This is a genomic window from Paenibacillus sp. FSL R10-2734 (assembly GCF_037963865.1).
GTDB lineage: Bacteria > Bacillota > Bacilli > Paenibacillales > Paenibacillaceae > Paenibacillus_AQ.
The window spans coordinates 5,856,451-5,881,497 of sequence record NZ_CP150170.1; the positions used below are offsets into that span (position 1 = coordinate 5,856,451).

Below are 25,047 nucleotides of genomic sequence, written 5' to 3' on the forward strand. Positions count from 1 at the left end.
AGCTTTCCCTCACGGAGGAAAAAATTAGAATTGCGTAAAAAACTCGGTTTCCTTAAGATATGGAACATCGAGTTTTTTAATCTGACGGAACTCTTAGTAGTTCTCATTTCCTGGAAGAAAGTAAAAAGCTGTACAGCGATTTTACAGCTGAAATGAAGGAGTTAAAGAAAAATGGCGGAGGCCATACAGGCATGGAAAGCGGCTATGAAGTCAAAACCGACAACGATCAGATTCTTGCTATTGGCAGATATGTCGTAGATACGGTCGGCTCATCCTCAATAACATTTAAATACGATACGATCGATAAGAAAAATCAACTAAATTAACAAGAAAAGACCATGCTCTCAAAATGAGAAGCATGGCCTTTTCTTGTTTAGCTAGAGGCAATTATTGCACAGTGGACACACGGTGTGTCTCACCTTCAGCTACTTCAAGTGTAATAAAGCTAATTTGCCCTCTCGCTTCGGTTAATTCCTGTTTCGCTGAGACGGCAATGCCGTTATGATACAACGTACTAACATTCCCTAGGAAAGCTGCCTTCCAGACAAAAGGTTCTCCAGATTGCAGCGTAACTGCACTTTCTGTGTTGCCATTATGTTTAACCGTAAGAGTACGGTCGAGAATTGGGATGTCCCCCATTTCTGCCCATTCCATAGAATGTGCAAGCGAAGGCAGGGTGCTGATTACGGATGCTCCATTCGCTGCAATTCCCATCAATCCTGTAGCCATAGAACCGATCACGCAATAAGACACTTCTGGGTAATCCCGGCGATCCAGAGTGGGGTCAACCAGTTCCTTCAATTCATTGAAGGCCTCCTCAATCTCTCCATACCGATAAAAGATATCCGGCAAGTAAGTTTTACCCTCGACATTGGCAACACGATTGACTTTGACATCCTCCAGCGCCATACGCAGCTTCTCCTGATTACGGATCGAACCATAATAAAGTGGAAGGAAGTTGCCCTCAGCATGGTAGTCCGTAACGAAGGATCGATCCTGCAGCATTGCACCATAGAAACGCTCTTTAGCTTCGTTCCACCAGTCTTTCTCGTAAAGCTGTTCCAGCTCTTTCGCCTTGTCTGCATACTGTTTTGCTTCTCCGGTTTGGCCTCTGAGGCTAGCCAGATGAGCAAATGCTCGGTATCCAGAGATCTGTGCACCGATCATATCACCGCCGAGTAGCGGATGAAGTCCGGCTTCATTGAAGGTCGCCAAACCTCTACGACCATACTCCGGATAATACTCTAATAGACCATCGCCATCCTTATCCCAAGTCTTCGTATATTCATTTAATGTTAACTGGAAGAACTTCAGCAATTTGCTATCATTTAAATAATAGTTATCGCCAGTCCATTGGTATTGACGCCAGCTTGTGTCGATAATATCGAAGTTTGCAGGAAGATTGTACCAGAAGTCTTGGTCATTATCATAATCAACTGGGGCAGGCACATTGTCCTTAGTGATCTCCCAGTATGTACACCAGTCCCGCGATTCCGCAATGTTCTCGGCAAAACGCATGATCATATTCTTAGTATGGAATCGAAGCCCCAGTACAGCAGCCCCATTGCTATGATGCATAACATCACGAATACAAAATGCTTCACGTTCAGGCAATGCCGCTTCATACCACAGCCCAACGGCATCTTCACCAAAGTGGGCATATTCCAGCGCCTGCTGTTTGGCCCAGACAAAACCTTCGTTCAAGTCTTTGTCGGAGGATTGGAAAGTTACTGCACCTGCTTTAGATTTTATTTCATTCAAATGAGTCATCTCAAAGTCACTCCCGTTTGTCTGTTTTTCTGTTTAGCTTTCCTTGGAACCCGAGAAGGTCAGACCCTCCATAAACGCTTTTTGCGAGGTAAAGAACAATAGTATACACGGCAAAGTGATTACAACCGCTGCAGCCATCAACAGATTGGTATCTGTGGCATAGGTACCTTGAAATCCAGCTAGTCCGAGTGTGAGCGTTTTCCATTTGTCGCTATTGATGTAAATCAGCGGTCCCATGAAGTTGTTCCAAGATCCCATGAAGACCATAACACCAACAGCCATTAGAGCCGGCTTTGACAGCGGAAGGAAGATCGTCCGCCAAATTTTAAAGTAACCACAACCATCGATGATTGCCGCTTCCTCAAGTCCAATAGGCAAGCGAGAATAAAACTGGCGCAATAAGAAGATATAGAATGCTGATCCAAAGAAAGCAGGAACGATCAAAGGATAAAGCGTATCGAGCATGCCCAGGTTTTTGAAAAGAATAAACTGCGGGATCATCGTTACTTCACCGGGAAGCAGCATGGTTGACAGGACGAGTACGAACAGGAACCCGCTTCCTCGCACCTTTAACCGAGCAAACGCGTAGCCCACAAGCGAACAGGACAGCACTGTACCGATAATAGGCAGTACGGTTGTAATCAAGGTATTGAGCAAATATTGCGGGAACGGAAAGGCGGTGAGCGCCTTGGCATAATTTCCCCAGCGCCAGTGCTCCGGCCAGATACTCATCCCTGAAACCGCAAGCTCCTCTAGACTTCGCAATGAGGCGGAGACCATCCAAACAAAAGGATACAGGAACGCAACGCTCCCGATCAGCAGTAGAAGATAGGCCAGCCAATGCCACTTTTTCTTGGCAGAATTACGCTCTTTTTTGACGGACACGACGCTTCCTCCCTCCGTTTTGCTCTGTTTCGTAGTACACCCATAAAGCACTGCTTCGGAATACAATCGCGGTGAACACTAGGATAATCACGAAGAGTACCCAGGCCAGCGCAGAACCGTAGCCCATTTTGAACCACATAAAGGCATTTTGATATAGGTAATAAGCATAGAAAAGCAATGAATTATCTGGCCCTCCGTTGATCATAAAGCCTTGGGTAAATGTCTGGAAGGCACCTATCATACTTGTCACTGTATTGAAGAAAAGAATTGGCGAGATCTGAGGCAGAGTAACATGCCATATTTTTCTCGCGGCAGTGGCGCCGTCGATTTCGGCCGCTTCATATAGACTTTGCGGAATGTCTGACAAGCCAGCCAGGTAAATGATCATATTACCGCCAACGGTCCAAAGGCTCATGATAATTACCGCGGGCATCGACCAATCCGGACTGGAGAACCAACCGGGACCTTCAATTCCAACCAAACGCAGCAGCGAGTTCACGAGACCGACATTTGGGTTAAAGATCCAGATGAACAGCACCATCTGTGCAACACCCTGCACCAGTGTAGGGAGATAATAGATCGTACGGAAAATATAAATACCACGAAGCTTCAGATTCATCAGGATCGCAATAGCAAACGACAGAATGACCTGTAGCGGAACACTTACCAATGTGTAATAAAAAGTAACGGACAACGATTTATAGAATAGCGTGTCCTTGAACAACATCCGGTAATTGTCCAGCCCCGTCCACTGCGGATCACTGACCACTTCCCATTTATTGAAGCTGATATAGAACGAGAAGATCATCGGCCCTACTGTAAACAATAGAAAACCGATAATCCAGACCGAAACGAACATATAGAAGCTAGCCGTTTTGGTATGCATAATCTTCTTCTTCACCAGCATTCTCATCAATACAATAATAACAATGAAGACCAGCGCAATCACGGTCAGAAAAGGGAGAAGCGGCAGTAAATCTGCCGGCATCCCCATTCCTTCATAGAAATTGTAAATCCCTTCTATTATTCCATTCATAGTAATCTCCCGTTAGTTTTGTTGTAGGATCTTATTAATCTTCTCTGCTACCTGCGGGAATACTTCCTTAACATCCTTTTGACCGATTCCGATCGGTGTCGTATCGTCAATAGCTTTCATCTCGTTACCGATCTCATTGGTACGCTTCTGAGCTTCCTGTGAATGCTGCTTCTCCGCTGCAAGGACGAAGGCTTTCAGGTTCTTATCCGGATAAATGGCTTCAAATGCACTAGTAGCACTGCTAAGAACAGGAATTCCATAGGCATTTTTGTTGCCACCAATAATTTTCTGCGTCTCTTCATTCTGTGTCAGGTGATTAATGAAAATCTTAGCCGCTTCCGCATTCTTGCTATCCTTGCTGAGTGCTAAGCCGTTGACTTCCTTGGAACCGCCACCTCCAGGGAACGGTACAAGATCCCATTTAAAGCTTTGCACTTCAGCCATCTGCGGCAGGTACCAAGGACCGAAGTCGGTGAACATACCGATTCTGCCGCCGAGATACCAGTTCATCATGTTCTGCCCTTGTTTCTCCGTATCATTCGGTACAATACCCTCTAGCTTGGAAGCAACCATATACTCAGCAGCTTTAATTGCTTCAGGCTCACCCAATGCCGATTTGGTCAGATCATCACTATAGAATTGCCCACCGAACGCATAGATCCAGTTGCCTAGGTACAACGGCTCGGAACCAAAAACCTTCGTAGCACCCTCTCCAGCTGTGAGCTTCTTCGAGATATCGTTGAACTCATCAGTCGTCATAGGCTCGGTTTTGCTTGGAAGTGGAATGTTATTCTTCTCAAAAAGATCCACGTTAATCGCCATAACCTTAGGCTTAATAATGAACGGCGCTGCGTAAACCTTACCGTCTACACTCATAGAATCAAGCAGTGAAGCCGAGCTGAAGACGGAGCCATCCACTTCTATTTCTTGGAAAGCGTTTGCAAAACCAGGTAAATCCCCTGCGGAGATCAGCATCACATCCGGTGCAGTCCCTCCGGCAATCATCGTCTGTAATTTCGTCAGATAATCCTTTTGAATCCACTGACTTTCTACTTGGATATCTGGATATGTCTTCTTAAAGTTATCTATTGCCTGCTTAATGGCGTCAGCCTCTGACTGGGCTCCCCAATAAGCAAACGTAATTTTCCCTTTAGGTGTCCCGCTGTTACCGCCAGAGTTTGAGGAGCTTTGGGCTGTGTTTCCTCCGTTGCCGGAGCAAGCGGATAAAGCAATTACAACAAGCAGAGATAAAACAATCAAAGACCATTTTTTCATCATGATGTCCCCCTTTTGAATGTTTAACTACTTTGTGATGGCCGGATTTCTGCACCGCAGCTGCTTCTGATGATCAACTTGGATGGAAGTACAATCTTTAAGGGCACTTCTCTACCACCAATGCGTTCCAGCAGCATCTTAACAGCGCTCTGACCCATCTGTTCTGTGTAGATTTTCACCGTCGTTAAAGGCGGATTGGCATAAGCGGCCATTTCAATATCATCAATGCCGACAATTGCTACATCTTTGGGAACCTTTATGCCCGCTTCCTTCAGCGCCCTCCCGGCTGCAATGGCCATAGGGTCCGAACCGATCAGAAAGGCCTCCGGCAAGTTCTGCTTCTCAATCGCTTCCTTCATGAGCTGGTATCCAGTGGACATGGAAAAGTTGTTGCCTATGTGGACATGCTCCGGCATATACAAGTTCTTTTGCTTCATATAAGCTTCGAAGCTACTTTGCCGCTGATCCAGTGAATCTGTACCAGAGTTGGAACCAAAACGGTTAATGAAATCGCGCGAACTGATTAGACCGATTCTCGTATAACCAAGCCCTAGAAGATGATCTAATGCTATTCTAGTTACTTTGTCGAAGTCGTTAACCACGGAATCAAAGCGATCCTCATCTGGTGAGTAATCCACAAACACAACGTTCTGTATCCGACTAAAAAATAGATTATAAGGATCAAACTCGAATTTTCCAATCACAATAAGGCCATCTAAACCCGACAGGCTTTCATACGATTCATGGTTTACCCAGCGGATGGTACGAGTAATATGCAGGCCAAGCTGATTGAACTCTTTCTCAATCTGCAGTCTAATCGACAAATAATAGGGGTCCTCTGATTCAAATTGCTCCGAACAAAAGGTAACCAATCCAATTTTATAATCCTTCAACTGTGCCGCATGAGTTACTGGGCGCCGCTGACTACCTTTATAATGCAGTTGTTCCGCAGCGGAAAGAATCTTTCTCCTTGTATCCTCTAATACCGATAACGATGGATCTCCGTTAAGCACCCGGGACACTGTAGATGGAGAAACGCCTGCCAGACTTGCGATATCACGAATAGTTGCCAAAACTAATCACCTTTTCACTTCATATTTGGGAAACACCCCTCACAATCATTTTATAGTTTAGCCAATCATTTGCCAATCTAAAATATGTTTGTTTACTAAACATCAGTGAACTAATGTGTGATTCCAATATATCAGGGATTAAATTGTTTGACAATACCTATATTTAATCGCTTTCATCTTTTATTTTCGCTATTAATGAATGATTTATCAGATAAAAATTATGAGTGAATATTTTTGTTTACTATACGTTTCGTAAATATTATACTCGTAACGAATGGTAATCAGTAAATATCTATTTTTTAAAATAGGAGGCATTATGAAAACTTTAATCAACAACGATTGTCCCCATGTAGCTGTAATTAGCGAGAACCCTTTCTTTGAAAGCACTACCACCGTTGAGATCATCGAGGAGAATCTTTTTCTGATTCATATCCGGTTAACAGCCTTGCAAAAAGATTATCCGCCCGTATGCCGTATAGAGTGGTCTATTCCCGCAGTTGATATCCATTCCCTGTGGCATCCGGGAACGGACCGCAATAAAGCCTTTCAGGTGGATTGGGGCGATGGTTTCCAATCCAAAAGCACTTCCCTCGCGCCAGTGGCTTCACTGTTCAACTTGAGCGGGCGGAACCGCATGACCTTTGCTTTTAGCGACGCCTTGAACAATGTGTCCATTAAAGCCGGTATCCATGAAGAGAATTCCAGCTTCCTATGCTCTGTAACCCTGTTCGAAGAAGCCCTACCGAAGATGGACCATTATGAAGCCACACTTCGGATCGACCATAGAAATATTCCTTACCATAAGGCGTTGGGGGATGTAACGTTATGGTGGGAGACCTTACCCGGCTATAAACCGGCCGTAGTTCCAGATGTAGCGCTGCGTCCTATGTACTCTACCTGGTATTCCTTCCATCAGGAGTTGAACGCCGCCGAATTAGAGGAGCAGTGTAGACTTGCAAAGGAAATCGGCTGTGACAGCATTATCGTTGATGATGGCTGGCAAACAGACGACAACAATCGAGGTTACGCCTTTACTGGCGACTGGGAGGTTTATGACGGTAAGATTCCAGACATGAAATCTCATGTCGAAGCTGTTCATCGACTCGACATGAAATATATGCTCTGGTATTCCGTTCCGTTTGTAGGCAAATGCAGCAAGGTATGGGGTCAATTTGAGAACAAGCTGCTTCGCGTAGATGAAAAGTTGAACGCCGGGGTGCTTGATCCTCGTTACCCAGATGTACGGGAGTATTTGATCCGCACCTATGAACAGGCCGTTACAGACTGGGATATCGACGGACTGAAACTGGATTTCGTGGACAGCTTTAGGCTCAGTCCAGATCAGAAGGAAGGAACTGCAGAGGGTAGGGATTATGCATCGGTACCGGAAGCGGTTGACCGCTTGCTCTCCGATGTTATGGATCGACTAAAAGCCATCAAGCCTGATATTCTGATTGAATTCCGCCAGACCTATATAGGCCCTCTGATGCGAAAATACGGCAATATGTTCCGAGCGAACGACTGCCCGAATGACTCTATTCAGAACAGAGTTCGTACGCTTGACCTACGTCTTCTGTCAGGAAATACAGCTGTTCATTCCGATATGATCATGTTTAACCCGAATGAACCTTTAGAGAGTGCGGCCATGCAATTGATCAACGTGATCTTCTCTGTTCCGCAAATCTCCCTGCGTCTTAATGACATCGGGGAAGATTATTTATCTATGCTACGTTTTTGGTTAGCTTTCAGTAGAGAGTATAGCGATGTTCTGCTCAAAGGAGCGTTATACCCACAGCAACCGGAGTTACTATATCCTTTAGTGACTGCACGAAAAGACGACATACAAATCATTGCTATCTATGCCGATGCTGTTGTTCCTATAGAACAGGACGCTACCCAATTATTCATTGTGAACGGAACCTATAACGAAAAGTTAGTCATCCGAAGCTCCCTTTCCCCTGCACACTACGAGATACAGGTGAAAGATTGCCTCGGACAACTAGTCAGCTCACAAACGCAGGAGATCAACAAAGGATTGCTTGAAGTGGCAGTTCCTAAGGCGGGGATCATTAGCTTCACCCGAGTGCCGAACGCGCTGTAACTCCATCTAGAATTCTTGCGTTTTATTCAAATAGAGTATACCAAAAAGGGATGTCACAACAGCCATGATATGACTGCTGGGACATCCCTTAACGGAATTATGCCTTGGAAGAAGTATTAGTCCAAGCTTCAGCATATTGATCTTCTTTAAATCCGACCGTAACTTTAACTCCATCAGTGACAATCGGACGTTTGTTTAGCATGCCATGGCTCGCGAGCAGCTCAAGCTTCTCCTGCTCACTAAGCTGTGCCATTTTGTCCTTAAGACCCAAAGATTTATAGACTTCACCGCTTGTATTAAAAAACTTTTTCAGTTCAAGACCGCTATTGGCCAGCAATTCACGCAGTTCCTCAACGGTAGGTGGCTGTTCTGCGATGTGCTGAAGCTCTAGCTCATGACCTTGCCCTTGTAGCCATTTCACTGCGCTGCGGCAGGTGCTGCATTTTGGATATTGATATACTTTTAGTTTGCTCATGTTGTTCTCCTTTAATGGTCGGCTAATAATTCGTAACTACGGGGAATGTTTGGACTTCCGGCCGCTGTTGTCGTAAGGATTTCTTCATTATACCGTTAATCACGGTTGAAATCCGGAGACAAAGGCGGTCGCTATCGCTCCTACAGTTCCAAACTTCCCCTCCATTACTTCATAGCCTGAGTATTAATTTTACCTCAAATTCGCTATCGTTCCTTGCTCCAATATTTCCTCCAAAGCCGCCATATCAGGCGGCAATGGGGCTTCGAAGATCATTTCTTGCAGCAGCACTGGATGCTTGAACGTCAGACGCACCGCATGCAGTGCTTGACGTGGGATGGAAGCATCTAGTGCTGCAATGGACTCCAACTGTTCACTTTGAGTTGAGGTCAGTTCCGGTAGATTATACAGCTCATGACGATACATGCTGTCGCCAATCAGAGGACAGCCGATTGAGGTCATATGGACCCGGATCTGATGGGTACGCCCACTCTCCAGCTTTAATTCAACTTTTGAACCTTGTGCGTATACGGTTTTAACCTCGTAACGAGTCAAGGATGGGTATCCATCCGGTGTTACGATGCGCCGATGCGGCTCCTCGGGATCACGGTCAATAGGCCCATCGATATCGCCGAACGGCTCGGCAGGAGCACCATGAACAAATGCAGCATAACGTTTGTCCACAGTGCCCGCAATCATCTGCTCGGAAATATGCTGATGGCTATATGGGTTCTTGGCGATGACTAACACACCGGAGGTTTCCTGGTCCAGACGATGAACTGGTCGGAAGCGGAACCGTTCATTCTTTTGTGCCCAATAATGAACTACTCCGTTGGCAAGCGTATCTGTGTAATGTCCGTGTGTGGGATGCACGATGATCCCTGCAGCCTTGTTTACAACGAGTAGATGCTCATCCTCAAATAGAATTTCAAAGGGAATCGGCTGTGGTAAAATATCATCCGAAGTCTCCGTCTCCATGCGAATCTGAACAATATCTCCCGCTTTAACATGTACGCTGATATAAACACGCTCTCCATTTAATGTAATGCCTTGTTCTGTCTGCTTAAGGCGTGATAATAATTTGCGTGAAACATCCATCCGTTTATGCAGAATCGTCTTCAAGAGCCAGTCATCCTCTTCAGGAGGTATGATGTAAGTAATAGGTGAATAATAGCTTGTCATATTAGTCCCGGAACACCTTTTTACTGCGAATGTATTCTACATCAGTAATCCCTGCCCGTGTATTAGCCGTCCTAGCCAGTGCAAAGAAATAATCCGATAACCGGTTCAAATAAATAACCGCTTCCGGGTTAATGTCCGCATTTCGCCCAAGTGTAACTGCCCGACGTTCCGCCCGGCGACAAACGGTCCGGCACACATGTAGAACTGAAGCTAGCGGGCTGCCCCCAGGGAGGATGAATTTTTCTAGCGGTGGATTCTCTGCTTGAAGATCATCAATCCAGCCCTCCAGCCGTTTAGCCATCTCGTTTGTTACCATATATTTACCACCATCAGCTAGCTTAATAAATGCCAGATCGGTCCCGCAATCGAATAGCTCATGCTGAATTTCCAGCAGCTGCTCGCGTACATCATCAAACTTATCGTCCTCCATCAGGCTCCGTGCCTGCCCTACAAAGCAATTCAGTTCATCGATGGTTCCGTATGCTTCAACTCGGACATCATCCTTACCAACCCGGCCGCCAATCACCGAAGTTTGACCTGCATCACCCGTACGTGTATAGATCACCATGGCTTATTCCTCCTATCCATTCTTCAAATCACATAATGTTAGTTTAAGCTTTCTTATATAAAATTGGCAAATGAAGAGTATAGATAGTAAACGGAACCTATGCCATGTTATTTTTAATTAGGTTAAGACCATTATCATAGACAATCTGCCCGTCAATCAGCGTACCCACGATAGAAATATCTTTAAGGTTAAGCGGATCAGTAGTCGTAGGATCTTCAGCTAATATAGCAAAATCAGCTCGCTTGCCAAGCTCGATCGTCCCCACATCATCTTCTTCAAAAATCAGTTTCGCCCCGTAAGAGGTCATTGCGCGCAGCGCCGTTACTACATCGATTCGCTGCTCCGGGCCTAGAATCTTGCCATTGCTAGTTAAGCGATTTACGGCTACCCATACCGAGAACAGAGGCGAGACAGGAGTTACTGGATCATCTGAATGAAGCGTAAATAATACATTGTGTGCTGCCGCTTCTGCTAAAGGATTGATTCGTCGCCCCCGCTCTGGTCCTAGAAATATCTGTTCATGTCGGTCGCCCCAGTAATACACATGATTGATAAAAAAAGAGCCTGCAACACCTAATTCATGCATTCGGATCAGATCTTCAGTGGTAGCTGTCTGAACATGCTCAATCCGGTGACGATGATCAGGACGCGGGCTATCTAGAATTGCCTGCTTGAATGCATCCAAAATCGAGCCTATCGCACGATCTCCATTCCCGTGGATCGCATACGAAAACCTCTGTCATGCAAGTCTTTCACTTCAGCATTTAATTCTTCCTGAGCATGAATGAGATCCCCTGACACACCCGGATCATTGAAATACGGCTCACGAAGCGCTCCGGTCAGTCCTTGAATAGAACCATCTTGGAACATTTTGGCACTATCTAATGAAGCACGGCCTCCAGAGCGTTTGCGAATATACGCATCCACTTCCCGCGCTGTCATTGAACCCATTTGGCTGCCTTCGCGAAGCCTATCACTCGCTATCATCAATTTCATATGCATAGGGAGTTGTCCTTGCTTAATGGCCTTGAAACACAATTCCAAATCATCTATCTCATTGGTTATTCCAATCTTCGCATCTGTATTCGTTGTAATCCCCTGCGATAAATAGGACAACGACTCTTCACTAATTAAAGAAAGAAGCTCCTGCTCGCTAGGCTCTGGAGCATAAGCACCAACCGCTTGCGCCGTCCCCTCGTAGAGAATCCCATTAAGACGCCCCTTCTCGTCCCTACCAAAACTTCCACCTTCAGGATCATTTGTTTGCTCATCTACGCCCGCTATTTCCAGAGCTAGAGAGTTAGCCACTCCCAAATGTCCGGAAATATGATAAATGATCACTGGATGCTCTGGTGCCGCTTCATCAAGATCTTTTTTCGTTGGATGTCTCATATCTGATAAGGCGGTATCATCATATCCAAAACCCACAATCCAGCTGCCTTTCTCTACATTTAAGGCTCTCTCTTTGATCTGGGACTTGATATCGGAGATATCACGATTTGGTGGACTTTTACAATCTAGATATTGTCTGAGCATAATAGCGCTGATCATGTGATTATGGGTATCTATAAATCCAGGAAGCAAGGTTGCACCCTGTAGATCAATACACTTAGTTCTTTCAGTAATATTCACTTCATTTGAGGGTGGCTTCTTTTCTGACCAAATCCCCGTAATCCTTCCATTCGTGACGCCTACAGATCCTGCCTTCTTATTTTCCTCATCTAGGGTCAACACATTTGCATTTACGATCAACAACTCCAAATCAACCATAACATAAGCCTCCTTAATACCTCTCTAGTAGGAATTACCCCAATCAGCAGCCAGAGGAATCTACCTTAGACTTATTCTCTCCAGTTAAGCCTGCAATATTGCGATGTGTGGGCTTAACTGGAACAACAAAAAGAGGACCCTAGGGTCCTCTCCAAAAGCATCCGGCAATGTTATTTCCTGCCCGGGTGCCCTTTCATGTATTCATTTATCTTGAGATCCAGTAAACTGCTAATTTCAATCACATTATCTGAAGTGAATGATTTTTCCTGCAAAAAAAGCTGCTCCATCTTGGTACGGAGTATTCTGATTTCATCTTCCAGTGAGAGAATGCGAGCAGAAGCATCACCCTTGGAGGACAGTTTCCCACTTCCAGAGAAACATTGACCTCCATAGGAAGGTAAGTAATAATCGGCGCTAAGCACAATCATCCCTCCTAAAAGTTTGTACAGCATTGCTTCTCGTAAGAGCTTTGTACAAAACTCGCTTCGGAAGCATAAGCCTAAAGTATTATTAAACGCGTGCCACAGAGTATAATCAAAGTAAAAAAGAAACTTCAAAGACGACGCTTAATTCCAGAGTAAATTAATCCTTGTTAGTTCTATTATAGGGGTTAATTACTCTCAAAGTAAAATAATACCATAGGATTATGAGATAGGCTATAGTCCAATTTTCTCTATTCCATTCTCTCTCGTTCCAATTGTGTGACAAAAGCACCAATGCGTTCTACAGCTTCATTAAGTTGAGATACTGAAGTAGCATAAGAGCAACGTAAGTAGCCTTCGCCACCTAATCCAAATACGCTTCCAGGTACGGCTGCAACCTTGTATTCAAGCAATAATCTTTGTGCAAATTGATCAGAGGTTAGTCCCGTTTTGCGCACGCTAGGAAAAGCGTAGAATGCACCTTGTGGTTCATGGCACTCCAATCCGGCATCACGCAAACCTTTAACAATTAGCCTCCGCCGTTGGTTATATGAATCGACCATTCGGTCCTTCTCTTCCATCCCATTGGTTAATGCCTCAAGAGCAGCCACCTGACCCATAGAAGGAGCACACATGACAGTGTACTGGTGAATCTTAAGCATAGCAGAGATTAAATCAGGGTGACCGCAAGCATAGCCCATTCTCCATCCAGTCATTGCAAAAGCTTTGGAGAAGCCGCTGACCAGAATCGTACGGTCCATCATACCTGGCAGTGAGGCAAAGCTGACATGATTAATCCCATAAGACAATTCCGCATAAATCTCGTCTGAAATTACAATAAGATCATGTTTCTCTACAACCTTGGCGATCGGCTCCCAATCCTCTCGGGTCATAACGCTTCCCGTCGGGTTGCTCGGGTAGCACAGAATAAGAACTTTGGAGCGTGGAGTAATCTTCGCTTCCAAACTCTCCGCAGTAAGTTTAAAGTCATTCTCCCCGATCGTTTCGATACCTACAGGAATTCCCCCGCCAATAGCCGTTATCGGCGAATAGGAAATATAGCAAGGTTCCGGTATAAGAATTTCATCGCCTGGCGTGATCAACGCGCGTAGAGCCAGATCTATGGCCTCGCTACCGCCGACCGTTGCTATAATTTGATTGGCAGGATCATACTCCACTGCAAAACGGGTGTGCAAATAGTTCGCAATTCCCTCCCGCAGCTCAGGCATTCCTGCATTGGATGTATAGCCTGTAAACCCTCTCTCCAGTGAATAAACACAAGCTTCTCTGACATGCCACGGGGTCTTGAAATCTGGCTCCCCGACTCCAAGTGATATAATATCCTTGCTGCCAGCAGCCAGATCAAAAAACTTGCGAATACCCGAAGGCTGAATTTGCTGAACTAGCGGTGCCAAATAAGAATTCATTGATTTGCTGTCTTCTCCGGTTAGCTGCGTTTTATTCGTGATCATATGATTACTTCCTTTATGGAGAGATCATCAGACGGTTGTCTTCCTCATGCTCCTCGAAGATGATCCCATCCTGTTTGTATTTTTTAAGGGTAAAGTTCGTTTTAGTTGAGAGTACTGAATCAATCGGAGACAGCTTCTCAGATACAAAATTGGCCACTTCACGTAAGTTCCGGCCTTCCACTTCCACCAAAAGATCATAAGCACCTGACATCAGGTAAACGGATTTCACTTGTGGATACAGGTAGATTCTCTCGGCAATACCCTCAAAGCCGCGTCCCCGTTCGGGCGTAATCTGTACCTCGATCAGCGCGGTTACCTTTTCATCATCCACTTTATCCCAGTTTACAACAGCTGCATATTTTACAATCACATGGTCTTTCTCTAATTGTCCAATCGCTGTCTTAACGTCTTCTTCTTCCGCGCCAAGCAGCGTAGCTAAGAGTGCAGTAGATGTTCTCGCGTCCTCTTTAAGCAGTTCCAGCACTTTCCTCTTTAGTTCATTCATTTCCTTCATGCCTTCCCTCCGGATAGTTCGCAAATGACGTTGCGCTATTCATGCGTCGTCCCGCGAAAAGAGTTTAATACTAATATGACACGAATTGAGCATCTCTGCAAACAAAATAACCCCATATGATATCCACATAGAAGACCATGATTACTCAGCTAAATGGATTTATATACAAAAAACGCTCGTTTCTACCGAAGTTCACCGGTAGAAACGAGCGTCATTCTTAAGGCTATGGGATAGGATGCTTCATCCGATAACCACCTTGGTTACATTAAATGTGAGGGCTGATGCTGCACATTCGAATGAAGATGAGCGTTCGGATTGTGAGCAAAAGAAACAGATTGTCCTGTTTTTTGCTGAACGAACTGCCCTGTTTGTTGTTGCATTTGCTGTGCGGTTTGCAGCTGCTTGTCCACATCTTGGCGCAATGCCTTTGCCGGGGCAGGATACATATTCATTTGGGACATATGCGTATAAAGATCCCCTTGAAGTCGGAGCGTGTTCATGGTCAAGTCATTAAAGACCCGGCGAACAGCTGGACATGCCGATTCCGTAGCAGCGGTCGCATATTCACGGACCGTCCGCTTCAAGTCACACAAAATGGTGTTCATTAAATCCTCATCTGGCATAAATGCTGCTGAATTTTGTGCGTTCATTTAATAACCTCCTTGAGATTCAATTATTGTGGACTTGTTGGTGCGTACTGTTGGTGCTGCTGGATTAACTGAGTAAGTGTAGCCATGTTCTGCGTGTGATTTTGCATATGCTGCATACAAATTTGACGCACCTGCTCATTCTGTGTTGTTCCAGCTGTAGCCGCGCACTGCTTAAGAAGCAAGTCCTCATTGGAGATGGAGTCCGCGATATATTCCAATTCCTTACCACTTAGTGCCTGCATTTGCGTTGATTGCATGAGTTGTAGTCCCTCCTTGTAGTTGATCCAAACAGGCCTTAGTATGCCGCTCCATCGCATCATTTATTTGCCCGAAAGCACTAGAGAGTTATGACAAAAATAAGAACATGGCGCGAATGAGACAGTAAAGTGCCGCCAATACTAAATTATGGGACGAATTAAGGAGCGATCAATTTCATGAGACTAAATAGTGGTAACACCCCTTGGAGAAGCACTTTACAAGACCCTCCAACTTATCCAGCTTTAGAGGATACCGTTTACTGTGATTGTCTGGTTGTAGGCGCCGGAATAGGTGGGGCAATGGCATCCTATCGATTGTCCTTAAACGGTGCTGATACTGTTCTGATCGAAAAAAGCCAGGTCGGATATGGAAGCTCGCATGCCAATACAGGGCTACTACAAATATCTAACGATAAATCGTTAACCTCATGTATGAACACTTTTGGACAAAAGAACGGCTTGCTCTTTTATCACTTATGCCAAGCAGCGGTTAGAAATATTCTGGATCTAGCATCCAAGCTCGATATCGATTCCCAAATCATTCCTCGCAGCAGCCTTTTATATGCCAGCACACCATCGGATGTATCTGCTCTGCGGGAAGAATATGAGAATCTCGTTGCTAACGGATTCGATTCTGAATTCTGGGACGAAAAAAGAATCGCTTTGGTGTATTCTTTTTCTAAACCAGCTGCGCTTTATTCACGTAGTGATGCAGAAGCCAACCCTTACCGGTTGGTTCACAGCCTGATCGCCAAGGCAGCTAAGAATGGTGTACGCGTATATGAGCAAACCGAAGCTAAACACTATGAGTTTACTGAAGATGGCGTGATTTGCCACACAGAGAATGGTCGTATTATTGCGAAGAAGGTCATTTTTGCAATGGGTTACGAAACACAGGAGTTTAAAAAAGACCGTGGCGCTAAGCTGATCAATACGTATGCTGTGATGACCAAACCTCTGAAGGAATTTCCGAAGTGGTATGAGCACAGTCTCCTCTGGGAAACTGCCCGGCCGTATTTGTATTTTCGAACAACACCGGAGGGACGTATTATTGTTGGGGGCAAAGATGAGCCATTGACGGATGCAGAGCACCGCGATATCCGAGTGATTTCTCAGAGTCAAAGACTACTGGAAGAGCTGGAGGCTTTGTTTCCTGAAATCAAAGGCATCGAGCTAGAGTATTCCTGGGGAGCTGTATTCGGCTCTACGTATGATGGGCTTCCGTATATCGGCGCTCATCCAAGGTTCCCTCATTGCTACTTCATCGAGGGCTATGGAGGCAATGGGACGGTATACAGCATGATTGCTGCGGAGTTATTAACGGATACGATTGCAGGTAAACATCGGCCGGAGCTTGATCTGTTCTCTTTGACACGATCAGCTAAACCTTCCCCTTCTCAGGAGTCGGACGTGATTGAGCAGAGCTGAGTTATTGTTAAAAAAAGCTTAGTCCTTTTGGTTGATAAAAGGACTAAGCTTTTTATGATGATTCTTATGCCTTATCGGTACTCAAATTGCGTACGAGCTGAATACGGTCTTCCTGCGCTAGACTGTGCTGAACATGGAAACACGAAGGGCACACATAAACATTAAGTGAGAATGGAGATGTCAATACAGGTCCACCCAGAGTGGCCGGCGCAGACGGCTCGAAGTTGCTGACGAGCTGCTTACCTGCAAGGATAGTCAATTCATGGCATTGTGTACATTCCGGGGCTTCTTCCTGAATAGCTAAGATAGCCGACACACGTTCTTCATACTTATTCAAATCATAATCGTCACCGAATTGGTTGAGCGTGTTGTAGATAGGAACCACACTGTCTTTGTCGACGTCTCCCCAGAGATCATCATCATTAATAACCTCTTGTTTAGGCTCCTCAACGATTTCTTCTTCCTCTTCCTCGATGCCGTCTATCCCTACAGTAACCGTACGATATCCGTTAAGCTCATTGTTGCAGTGAGGACAATTCTCCTCCGGTCCGAATTCCTCGTCCCATACAATTTCAGTATGGCACCATGGGCACACAGTTGTTTCCATATTTATTATCTCCTTCATACTTCAACATAAATTTAGTTCATCATTAAATAAATAATACCGGCTGCTATAAAGGCAATGGCTGACACAAACAGAACTCGGGTAAGAATCTTCATGAAATCCTCCTAATACCCCACAATGGAGCTGCTCACTTCAAAGCTTGTCCGGATTCATCTAGAATCCTTTGCAGAGCGGTGCAAAATTTTCTTATATTTTTAAAATAAAGCTGCACCAATCACATAAGACAACGAAACCGAGATCAGCATCGCTATTAGCCCAACAGCACGGTTATCCGCAGCGATCTCATCATCAATAGAGAACACAGGGGTTAGGAATTCAAATAAAAAGTAGGCAAGCAGCAGCAGTAAAAAACCGACGACCGACCACTTCATCGTCTCATAAATCGAGACACCTGATTCAATACTGAAACGCAGCACGTTGCAAATCCCAAAGATTTTGCCGCCAGTAGCCATGGCTACTGCCAAGTTCCCCTTGCGAATTTCTTCCCAGCAATTATATTTCGTTACCATTTCAAAAATAGACAGGAATATAACAAGCCCAAGAATCGCTACTGCAAAATAGCCAAGCAAGGCACCTAGCGGATGACCCAGCAAAAGATCAATATCTCCTTGCACAATTTCCCCTTCTTTCTGCCGGGCAATCCCGCTATTGCAGCTCAGCCACTGTTACGCCTGCGCCGCCTTCATTATAATTTCCAAGTCTATAGCTCTTAACGTGTCTGTGCTTACGCAAATATTCCTGAATCCCTGTGCGGAGCACACCTGTGCCTTTACCATGAATGATGGAAATCTGGCCCAAGTTACCTAAGAAGGCTTCATCAATAAAACGATCCGTCTCCATTATAGCTTCCTCTAGGTTCGTACCGCGTAAATCCAGTTCTCTACGAATGTTCTCGTCACGGGAACGTTTTACGGTTGTCGCCTGCCGAAGAGGCGTTGGTGTAGCCGTAGCCTTCGAAGAGAGCAGCTCCAATTCATCCAGGCTTACCTTCATCTTCATGATTCCAAACTGTACTAACGCTTCTTTAGTACCGCTTAGCTCCACTACAAAGCCCTTTTGATTTAACCTGTCTACTTTCACTTCATCACCAGGACCAATTGTCCGCGGAGCCTTAGCAGTCTTACGAGTAACGGCTTTCTTACGCGGTGAAGGCTCCGCTTCGTCTAGACGTCTCCGTGCCTCAATCAGCTTATGCTCTTTTACTGATGCGCCCTCTTCCATAGCCAAGCGGCGCAGGTCACTGATGATTTCTGCAGCTTCTTTACGCGCTTTCTCCAAGATTGCGCTGGCATCTTTCTCCGCCTTCTCCAGACGTTTGTCCCGCTGGCTTTCCAGCTTATCAAGCTCTTGTTGTTGTCTGCTACGTAGTTCTTCTACTTCGAGGCGGATGCGCTCTGCTCGCTCATGCTCCTTTTCCGCTCCAAGTCGATTCTCTTCGAGAGAAGCAATCATATGCTCCACACGCAGGTCCTCTTCCTTCACTTCGCCGCGTGCATGCTCTAGAATCGCGCCTGGCAGACCTAATCGCTCTGCAATTGCAAAGGCGTTGCTTCGTCCAGGAACACCAATCAGCAAGCGATAGGTCGGGCTGAGACTTTGGACATCGAATTCCATACTGGCATTAATGACCCCTTTACGCTCATAAGCGTAAGCTTTCAGCTCGCTATAATGCGTGGTAGCGACCATACGGCATTCGATCCGGTGGATATGCTCCAGAATGGCAATCGCCAGCGCGGAACCCTCTGCGGGATCCGTCCCTGCGCCTACTTCATCAAGCAAGATAAGACTCTTTGGAGTCATTCTACGCAGAATGGAAATAATATTCGTCATATGGCTAGAGAATGTACTCAGACTTTGCTCGATGCTCTGTTCATCGCCAATATCTGCATAAATGGCATCAAATACACACATCTGACTGCCTTCCTCTGCAGGGATAAACAAACCAGACATCGACATTAGACTGAGCAGTCCTATGGTCTTGAGTGTAACGGTTTTACCACCAGTATTCGGTCCGGTTACAATAATCGAGCTGTATTGGTTGCCCAGCTCCACATCCAGAGGAACCACATGCTCCGCAGGAATAAGCGGATGCCGTCCTTTGCGCAGCTTCAGATAGCCGCGGTCATTCATGCGCGGCTGTGTAGCCTTCATATCTCGGGCCAGACGGGCCTTAGAGAAGATGAAGTCAAGCTCGCCTAAAATATCGATATCATAGGTCATTTCTTCGGCTATATCAGCTACAAACGCTGTCAACCTGTGCAAAATAATCTCGATCTCCCGTTCTTCACGCAGCCGTGTTTCACGCAGCTTGTTATTCATCGCCACAATAGACTCTGGCTCGATGAATAAAGTCGCTCCTGATCCCGACTGATCATGTACGATACCGCCGAAGTGCGCACGATACTCCGCTTTTACAGGAATAACAAACCGATCACCACGAATCGTTACCAGTTGATCCTGCAGCATTTTAGCTACGGAAGAAGAACGAATCATGGAATCCAGCTTCTCACGAATTCTGGTCTCTCCTCCGCGTAATTCACGGCGAATCGTAGCCAGCTCAGAGCTAGCTGTGTCAAGTACATCTGCGTTCTCGTCTATACATAAACGGATGGCATCCTCTACATGCTTTTGCTCCGACAAGACGTCGCTCAGTGAGAACAGGAGCTCAATCTTCTCTTCCTCATGCATGGCTGCCAGAAAACGTTTGACTCTACGTGCACCACCAATGGTATTTCCCACTGCCAGCAGTTCCGTTGTTCCCAGCATTCCGCCTATAGATGCACGTTTTAGTGCAGCTCGAATATCGCTTATCCCACCAAACGAAGGAATCCCCTTCAGGCGATCCACATTAGCCGCTTCATCTGTAGCTTGAAGCAGCTTCTTCACGCCTTCAAAATCACCGGAGGGCCTTAGCTGCTCCGCAGCCAATTTCCCCATTGAGGTTTGCGTATATTGCATTAATTTATTTAAAATCTTGCGATATTCAAGCGTATGCAAAATTTTGTCGTCCAATTACAGTCACAGCTCCCTTCATAGATGTTTCCATTATACAGAATTCAAGCCAATTTCGCTATTTGGGTATCGTTTAAGCATAAAAACATGTATTAGGGTCACAATAAGAACTGCACATATCCTTAGCTTGGGCCAAAGGAGGTTAGTACAGTGAATTTCTTGAGTCATGTAGGTCGTTTTATAGTTGCAGCGCTCGTTCTGATGGTTGTTGGTTGGATTGTTCCACAGTTCTCGGTTGGTGGTTTCTGGAGCGCTCTAATCCTTGCACTGGTGATTGCGTTACTCGGCTGGGTAGTCGAAGGAATCTTCGGCAAAAAAGCAACACCCTTCGGTCGCGGTATCGTCGGTTTTATCGTTAGTGCCTTGGTCATCTGGGTTGCCCAATTCGTAGTGAGTGGAGTCAGCGTATCCGTTCTCGGAGCCATCCTGGCGGCTCTGGTCATCGGTATTGTCGATTTGTTCTTGCCGGTATCCACTCCATTTGAGGCAGCCAAGTAACAAATGCTGTCCACAACACAGAACCCCTATTTCCGGTTCTTTTCCGGTAATAAGGGTTCTGTGTGTTTTTATCCATAAGACTTAATTTCATCTCCATGAATTTCAAAAGCGTTAACCACTGTGTTCTTGCCACGTTTCTTAGCTGCATAAAGTGCATTGTCCGTTTTGCGGAATAGAAGCTCCTTCCCATCACCAAGCTGATAATCGCATATCCCAATGCTTACGGTAATCGGATTGTTTCCAGCGTGCAAATGCTCTATTCGGGCAATGTTGATCCGCAGTTCCTCTACAGCCTCATAAGCTTCTGAATAACTTTTGTCCGTAAAAATCACCGCAAATTCTTCCCCACCGTACCGGGCTGCAAAATCATTAAGTCCAATCATGCTGCCTACCTTGTCCGCAACCGACTTAAGTACAAGATCTCCCACCCAGTGTCCGTATGTATCATTAACCTTCTTGAAATTATCGATATCAAAAAGAGCCAGTTGTAAATTAAGATTATTGCTTTCACATTGCTCCAATAATGAATCCAAATATTCATGAAAGGTTTTATGGTTATACAGTCCAGTGAGTGCATCTATCTTCAGTAGCTTATCAGAAATTGCCCTCTCCACCATAAGATCCTGGCCTTCCTTTGTTAATCTCTCCAGATTAACACGCGCCTCCCGAGCACGAATAATTACAGCAAGAGCCATCCCCACAAATATAATAAATACACACTCTATCATTAAGAAATCAAGCAGCGGTTTATCCAGAGATGTTCGTTCTAATCCAAAATAAAACCCTGCATAAAACAACACGCTTAAAATCCCCATACTGCACAGGAGTTTAAAATCAAAATAAATAAGAGCTACCATAATTGGCATCATTAACGTCATCTGAGCACCGTCAACATAAGGCTCTAATACAAAATACATAAGGTAGGAAACGAAAAACCCACAACAAACCACCCCATATTTTGGGGGGGAGTTTGCTAAATCGCAGCCACAGCTCAGCAGCAATCATAAAAGTCACAATAAGTAAATTACAAACTATAAATAAATGCGATTCTACCGGGTTTAGGGATATCTTTAAATCTAGACGGCCAACATTTTTCACAAAAACAAACTGTGCAATCATCATAAAAATGACTATTATCCAGTAGGCTTTTAAAATTCTACGGTGCCAAATCTCTGTTTTTAGCACATCGGTATTATCTATAATCTGTATCCCCTACTTAATCGTTAATATCATCGCCTTACATTATAATAAACTTATATTATATTTTTTTGCAAACTTCGACAAGATTTGAATATATTTTCCGTTCACGGATTATTCACATTTAGTCAAAGCGCTTACTAAAATTTTAAGTTATGATGTCTACATAATTGTCACATTTTTTCCTGCGTTTGTACTTCCTGGGAGGGGATAAAGATTATGAAGAGAGTTGCAATACTACTTTCAATTGTGTTTGTTATAGCTCTCACTGCCTGCAGCAACAGCAACAAGAATACAGCTAGCAACAACGGTAATGTATCGGAGCCGGAAATCGAAGCAGAGACAGAACTCATAATTACAGCTACAAATTACAGTTTTGATCAACAAGAATATCACTTGAAAAAAGGTGTCCCCGTCAAAATTATATTTAAAAACGATAGCGGGAATCACGGCATTCTTGTTCCTGAATTCGAACTCCAGCTTAGTGGCAAAAAGACCTCGAAAGTAATTGTCCCCGAGGAAGCTGGTACATTCGAAATGACCTGTTCGATTATGTGCGGATCTGGACATAGCGGTATGAATGCAAAAATCATCGTGGAATAGACGATTAAATAAATAGCCGATCGTTAGGGAATCGCCCTGACGATCGGCTATTTATTTAGTCTGTGGTCACAAAACAAAGAGGGCTGACCTGAAATAGATCTCTCTATTCATCAGGTAAGCCCTCTTTCTTGCATCCGACATTCAACTATCCTGTTCGATCAGTTGAATCCATTCATTATATTCGTTCTGAAGCTTGGCATATTCCTCTTGGAGATTTCGATGCTCCTCCGTCATCTTCTGAAGCTCATCCTGATGCACCTCAAACTGAGCCTGCAGCAGGCGAAGTTGTCCTTGAGCCAATTCATAGTTCTCACCGACTTCACCAAGCTGCTGAAGCACCTCACTACGTTCACGTTCAATAGATTCCTGCTTCGCCTCAGCCTCACCGGCCTCCTGCTGCCAAATATCTATCTCTTCGCGCAGCTTCGCTTCCAAATCCGTCCACTGCTGCTGTCGCTCGGATAACTCCTCGTACTTGTGCTTCCAAGAAGCTCCGTACGCCTCTGACTCCTTCAGTACGTCCTGCTGTTCAGCAGCGGTAGCAGCAGCTTCACGATTCGCTTCTGACAGTTCTTCTAAGCGACGCGCTGCCTCTTCGCCTTCTTCCTCCAGCAAACGATATCTTTCCTGTAGACGTTCCCCATCTTGCAGTACTTCGTCGTATTGAGAGATTAATTCCTCATAACGTACTCGAAGCGCTGACAGATCCTTCTGAACTAGTTCACTTTGCTCACGGAGCACTGCAGTTTCGCGTTCTGCATCCGTACGAAGCTGAACTTCCCGCTCTAACTGCTGTACTAATCCATCAGCTTGACCACGCAGGTTCTCAATCTCATTCTGAAGTGCCAGTGATTTCTCCTCGGTCTCCAGTAGATTCATTTCTAGTTCGCTAATATCTTCCATACGTTTATCCGAAAGATCCTGCCAAGTCGCTGCCTCAGCCATAGATCCAGCGAGTTCTTCCTGAACACGGTGCAGATTGTCATTCGTTTCCTGTAGTGACTTCCGCAGCTCCGATGCTTCATTCTGAGACAGCTGATAACGCTGGCGTAAATCTTCCAGCTCCTCATTCAACAACGTACCTAGCTCAGTAGCAGTATGCAGTTCCTCACTGAGCTGTTCTTCACGTTTGACAACAGCTTCATATTGTCCAAGCAGCGTTTGACGGGCATCTCGTTCGCTCTTAAGGCTGGCTTCAGCCGCACGGAGTCTAGACTGCAGTTGTCCTGTTCCACCACGAAGTTCAGCCAGTTGTTTCTCCAGCTCTTGAATGCTTTGCTTATGTCTATGTTCCTGAGTACCTTGCGACTGTCGAAGTTCCTTATTCTTAGCAAGCTCCCGTTGTAAAGCTTCCCGCTCTTCAGCCAGTTCCTTGCCTAGCTTCGTTGTCGTATTCTCAAGCTCCTTACCCAGTGTCAACCTAGTCTCCTCAAGTTCCTTACCTAATGTTGATTTGGTTTCCTCAAGCTGTTTCTCCAGCGTTGACCTAGTCTCGGTTAACTCAAGCTCCAGAGCAGACAAAGTATCTGTCTTCTCCTTAGTAAGCGCCTCCCGGATGTTCTCCAGCTCTTGCAAATGAGCAGACTTCTGCTCTTCCAGCTGCTGCAGACGGATGGCTTCTGCATTTGCCAGTTCCTTCCGATGACTCTCTCGAATAGCTGCTGCTTCAGACTCGTAGCTTGTCCGCAGCGCTTTGAGCTCCAACTCACGCTCATTCAGCTCTTCTTCCAGCTTCTGTCGCGCGGCTTCAGCAGCTTGTACTGCCTCCTGAATCTGATTTGCATGTACCTTGCGCTCGTTCTCCTGGATCTCCTGATGTCGCTTACGTTCTTCTTCAACCGCAGCAATCAGTCGCCCAGCCTCTTCTTTGGCCGCCGCTTCAAGGCGTTCATATTCTTCTTGTCGCTCCCGCTGAACCTCCAGCAAGCGAGATACTTCCAATCGCAGTTCACTGCGTTCACCTGTCATCATGTTGAGTTCATTTTTAAAATCCTGAACCTGAATAGCCTGCTCCGCCATATGTACTGCTGCAAGCACCGCTATACGCGGCGTATCCAGTCTGTTGTGTGATTTAGAAATCGTGCGCATATGTTCGTCAACATAACGGGCCACTTGTTTCATATATTCAGTGCTGCTTCCGACGAGTTTATAGGAAGTTCCGTATATCTCCACGGCGACACGTGTCCGGTCCATAGCCACAGTTGTGCCCTCCTTTGTATGTGTGCGGATTCTAAGCT

25 protein-coding genes are annotated in these 25,047 nt (G+C 45.4%); 5 read left to right on the forward strand and 20 right to left on the reverse strand.

Annotation, left to right across the window (positions count from 1 at the left end):
- Positions 1-191: 191 nt before the first annotated feature.
- Entirely contained in the window at positions 192-326 is a 135-nt protein-coding gene (locus NSS67_RS25425) for a hypothetical protein (protein WP_339316501.1), read from the forward strand.
- 61 nt (positions 327-387) lie between these two features.
- Here the strand turns inward: NSS67_RS25425 and NSS67_RS25430 are convergent, their stop codons facing one another.
- The 5 genes from NSS67_RS25430 to NSS67_RS25450 are packed head-to-tail and all read right to left on the reverse strand — an operon-like array spanning position 388 to position 6,039.
- Complete coding sequence (locus NSS67_RS25430) at positions 388-1,770, reverse strand: hypothetical protein (RefSeq protein ID WP_339316503.1); 1,383 nt, start codon at positions 1,768-1,770, stop codon at positions 388-390.
- Positions 1,771-1,803: 33 nt separating this feature from the next.
- Positions 1,804-2,655, reverse strand: coding sequence for a carbohydrate ABC transporter permease (locus NSS67_RS25435; RefSeq protein WP_339316504.1), 852 nt, complete (start codon positions 2,653-2,655; stop codon positions 1,804-1,806).
- Entirely contained in the window at positions 2,633-3,691 is a 1,059-nt protein-coding gene (locus tag NSS67_RS25440) for a sugar ABC transporter permease (RefSeq protein WP_339316506.1), read from the reverse strand. The genes NSS67_RS25435 and NSS67_RS25440 overlap by 23 nt, the downstream gene beginning before the upstream one ends.
- Positions 3,692-3,703: 12 nt before the next feature.
- A complete protein-coding gene (locus NSS67_RS25445; protein WP_339316508.1) occupies positions 3,704-4,969 on the reverse strand; it encodes a sugar ABC transporter substrate-binding protein in 1,266 nt (421 codons plus the stop codon).
- 20 nt (positions 4,970-4,989) lie between these two features.
- Complete coding sequence (locus NSS67_RS25450; protein WP_339316510.1) at positions 4,990-6,039, reverse strand: LacI family DNA-binding transcriptional regulator; 1,050 nt, start codon at positions 6,037-6,039, stop codon at positions 4,990-4,992.
- A gap of 316 nt (positions 6,040-6,355) precedes the next feature.
- Between NSS67_RS25450 and NSS67_RS25455 the strand changes: the two genes are divergently transcribed.
- Positions 6,356-8,140, forward strand: a complete 1,785-nt coding sequence (locus NSS67_RS25455) for a glycoside hydrolase family 36 protein (protein WP_339316511.1) — start codon at positions 6,356-6,358, stop codon at positions 8,138-8,140.
- A 97-nt stretch (positions 8,141-8,237) separates the two neighbouring features.
- Here NSS67_RS25455 and NSS67_RS25460 read toward each other — a convergent pair whose 3' ends face one another.
- The 10 genes from NSS67_RS25460 to NSS67_RS25505 form a co-directional block, all read right to left on the reverse strand.
- Positions 8,238-8,615, reverse strand: a complete 378-nt coding sequence (locus NSS67_RS25460) for an arsenate reductase family protein (RefSeq protein WP_339316513.1) — start codon at positions 8,613-8,615, stop codon at positions 8,238-8,240.
- 189 nt (positions 8,616-8,804) lie between these two features.
- On the reverse strand, positions 8,805-9,794 hold the full coding sequence (locus NSS67_RS25465) for an RluA family pseudouridine synthase (protein WP_339316514.1): 990 nt from the start codon (positions 9,792-9,794) through the stop codon (positions 8,805-8,807).
- Position 9,795: 1 nt separating this feature from the next.
- Positions 9,796-10,362: a cob(I)yrinic acid a,c-diamide adenosyltransferase gene (locus NSS67_RS25470; protein WP_339316516.1), complete on the reverse strand. Its 567-nt coding sequence runs from the start codon at positions 10,360-10,362 to the stop codon at positions 9,796-9,798.
- Positions 10,363-10,459: 97 nt separating this feature from the next.
- Positions 10,460-11,047 (reverse strand): amidohydrolase family protein, encoded by a 588-nt coding sequence (locus tag NSS67_RS25475; protein WP_339316517.1) that lies wholly within the window; start codon positions 11,045-11,047, stop codon positions 10,460-10,462.
- A gap of 8 nt (positions 11,048-11,055) precedes the next feature.
- Positions 11,056-12,132 (reverse strand): amidohydrolase family protein, encoded by a 1,077-nt coding sequence (locus NSS67_RS25480; RefSeq protein WP_339316519.1) that lies wholly within the window; start codon positions 12,130-12,132, stop codon positions 11,056-11,058.
- A gap of 170 nt (positions 12,133-12,302) precedes the next feature.
- Positions 12,303-12,491 (reverse strand): aspartyl-phosphate phosphatase Spo0E family protein, encoded by a 189-nt coding sequence (locus NSS67_RS25485; RefSeq protein ID WP_339320703.1) that lies wholly within the window; start codon positions 12,489-12,491, stop codon positions 12,303-12,305.
- A gap of 314 nt (positions 12,492-12,805) precedes the next feature.
- Positions 12,806-14,026, reverse strand: a complete 1,221-nt coding sequence (locus tag NSS67_RS25490; RefSeq protein ID WP_339316520.1) for an aminotransferase class I/II-fold pyridoxal phosphate-dependent enzyme — start codon at positions 14,024-14,026, stop codon at positions 12,806-12,808.
- A gap of 13 nt (positions 14,027-14,039) precedes the next feature.
- Entirely contained in the window at positions 14,040-14,540 is a 501-nt protein-coding gene (locus tag NSS67_RS25495) for an Lrp/AsnC family transcriptional regulator (RefSeq protein ID WP_339316521.1), read from the reverse strand.
- Positions 14,541-14,800: 260 nt separating this feature from the next.
- The gene (locus NSS67_RS25500; protein WP_339316522.1) at positions 14,801-15,190 is read right to left on the reverse strand and encodes a spore coat protein; all 390 of its coding nucleotides are present in this window, start codon (positions 15,188-15,190) and stop codon (positions 14,801-14,803) included.
- 23 nt (positions 15,191-15,213) lie between these two features.
- The gene (locus tag NSS67_RS25505) at positions 15,214-15,447 is read right to left on the reverse strand and encodes a hypothetical protein (RefSeq protein WP_339316523.1); all 234 of its coding nucleotides are present in this window, start codon (positions 15,445-15,447) and stop codon (positions 15,214-15,216) included.
- A 177-nt stretch (positions 15,448-15,624) separates the two neighbouring features.
- Here NSS67_RS25505 and NSS67_RS25510 point away from each other — a divergent pair, with 177 nt between their 5' ends.
- A complete protein-coding gene (locus NSS67_RS25510; protein WP_339316525.1) occupies positions 15,625-16,875 on the forward strand; it encodes an FAD-dependent oxidoreductase in 1,251 nt (416 codons plus the stop codon).
- 64 nt (positions 16,876-16,939) lie between these two features.
- Here NSS67_RS25510 and NSS67_RS25515 read toward each other — a convergent pair whose 3' ends face one another.
- The 3 genes from NSS67_RS25515 to NSS67_RS25525 form a co-directional block, all read right to left on the reverse strand.
- On the reverse strand, positions 16,940-17,482 hold the full coding sequence (locus NSS67_RS25515) for a hypothetical protein (protein WP_339316526.1): 543 nt from the start codon (positions 17,480-17,482) through the stop codon (positions 16,940-16,942).
- Positions 17,483-17,694: 212 nt separating this feature from the next.
- Entirely contained in the window at positions 17,695-18,114 is a 420-nt protein-coding gene (locus NSS67_RS25520; protein WP_339316527.1) for a DUF350 domain-containing protein, read from the reverse strand.
- A 31-nt stretch (positions 18,115-18,145) separates the two neighbouring features.
- Positions 18,146-20,512, reverse strand: a complete 2,367-nt coding sequence (locus NSS67_RS25525; RefSeq protein ID WP_339316528.1) for an endonuclease MutS2 — start codon at positions 20,510-20,512, stop codon at positions 18,146-18,148.
- Between the two features lie 150 nt (positions 20,513-20,662).
- Between NSS67_RS25525 and NSS67_RS25530 the strand changes: the two genes are divergently transcribed.
- On the forward strand, positions 20,663-21,010 hold the full coding sequence (locus NSS67_RS25530; protein ID WP_339316529.1) for a phage holin family protein: 348 nt from the start codon (positions 20,663-20,665) through the stop codon (positions 21,008-21,010).
- Positions 21,011-21,078: 68 nt separating this feature from the next.
- On the opposite strand, the gene NSS67_RS25535 is transcribed toward NSS67_RS25530, so the two are convergent.
- Positions 21,079-21,927, reverse strand: a complete 849-nt coding sequence (locus NSS67_RS25535) for a GGDEF domain-containing protein (RefSeq protein WP_339316530.1) — start codon at positions 21,925-21,927, stop codon at positions 21,079-21,081.
- A 499-nt stretch (positions 21,928-22,426) separates the two neighbouring features.
- Between NSS67_RS25535 and NSS67_RS25540 the strand changes: the two genes are divergently transcribed.
- Complete coding sequence (locus NSS67_RS25540; RefSeq protein WP_339316531.1) at positions 22,427-22,810, forward strand: cupredoxin domain-containing protein; 384 nt, start codon at positions 22,427-22,429, stop codon at positions 22,808-22,810.
- A 141-nt stretch (positions 22,811-22,951) separates the two neighbouring features.
- Here NSS67_RS25540 and NSS67_RS25545 read toward each other — a convergent pair whose 3' ends face one another.
- Complete coding sequence (locus tag NSS67_RS25545; protein WP_339316532.1) at positions 22,952-25,009, reverse strand: hypothetical protein; 2,058 nt, start codon at positions 25,007-25,009, stop codon at positions 22,952-22,954.
- Between the last annotated feature and the right edge of the window lie 38 nt (positions 25,010-25,047).

What these genes read in the sequence shown, in the direction of transcription:
- NSS67_RS25480 (WP_339316519.1), bottom strand. Translation starts at nt 12,132, where the DNA reads ATGGTTGATTTGGAGTTGTTGATCGTAAATGCAAATGTGTTGACCCTA.
- NSS67_RS25510 (WP_339316525.1), top strand. Translation starts at nt 15,625, where the DNA reads ATGAGACTAAATAGTGGTAACACCCCTTGGAGAAGCACTTTACAAGAC.
- NSS67_RS25460 (WP_339316513.1), bottom strand. Translation starts at nt 8,615, where the DNA reads ATGAGCAAACTAAAAGTATATCAATATCCAAAATGCAGCACCTGCCGC.
- NSS67_RS25500 (WP_339316522.1), bottom strand. Translation starts at nt 15,190, where the DNA reads ATGAACGCACAAAATTCAGCAGCATTTATGCCAGATGAGGATTTAATG.
- NSS67_RS25430 (WP_339316503.1), bottom strand. Translation starts at nt 1,770, where the DNA reads ATGACTCATTTGAATGAAATAAAATCTAAAGCAGGTGCAGTAACTTTC.
- NSS67_RS25515 (WP_339316526.1), bottom strand. Translation starts at nt 17,482, where the DNA reads ATGGAAACAACTGTGTGCCCATGGTGCCATACTGAAATTGTATGGGAC.
- NSS67_RS25470 (WP_339316516.1), bottom strand. Translation starts at nt 10,362, where the DNA reads ATGGTGATCTATACACGTACGGGTGATGCAGGTCAAACTTCGGTGATT.
- NSS67_RS25445 (WP_339316508.1), bottom strand. Translation starts at nt 4,969, where the DNA reads ATGATGAAAAAATGGTCTTTGATTGTTTTATCTCTGCTTGTTGTAATT.
- NSS67_RS25495 (WP_339316521.1), bottom strand. Translation starts at nt 14,540, where the DNA reads ATGAAGGAAATGAATGAACTAAAGAGGAAAGTGCTGGAACTGCTTAAA.
- NSS67_RS25490 (WP_339316520.1), bottom strand. Translation starts at nt 14,026, where the DNA reads ATGATCACGAATAAAACGCAGCTAACCGGAGAAGACAGCAAATCAATG.
- NSS67_RS25440 (WP_339316506.1), bottom strand. Translation starts at nt 3,691, where the DNA reads ATGAATGGAATAATAGAAGGGATTTACAATTTCTATGAAGGAATGGGG.
- NSS67_RS25455 (WP_339316511.1), top strand. Translation starts at nt 6,356, where the DNA reads ATGAAAACTTTAATCAACAACGATTGTCCCCATGTAGCTGTAATTAGC.
- NSS67_RS25465 (WP_339316514.1), bottom strand. Translation starts at nt 9,794, where the DNA reads ATGACAAGCTATTATTCACCTATTACTTACATCATACCTCCTGAAGAG.
- NSS67_RS25535 (WP_339316530.1), bottom strand. Translation starts at nt 21,927, where the DNA reads ATGTATTTTGTATTAGAGCCTTATGTTGACGGTGCTCAGATGACGTTA.
- NSS67_RS25425 (WP_339316501.1), top strand. Translation starts at nt 192, where the DNA reads ATGGAAAGCGGCTATGAAGTCAAAACCGACAACGATCAGATTCTTGCT.
- NSS67_RS25540 (WP_339316531.1), top strand. Translation starts at nt 22,427, where the DNA reads ATGAAGAGAGTTGCAATACTACTTTCAATTGTGTTTGTTATAGCTCTC.
- NSS67_RS25505 (WP_339316523.1), bottom strand. Translation starts at nt 15,447, where the DNA reads ATGCAATCAACGCAAATGCAGGCACTAAGTGGTAAGGAATTGGAATAT.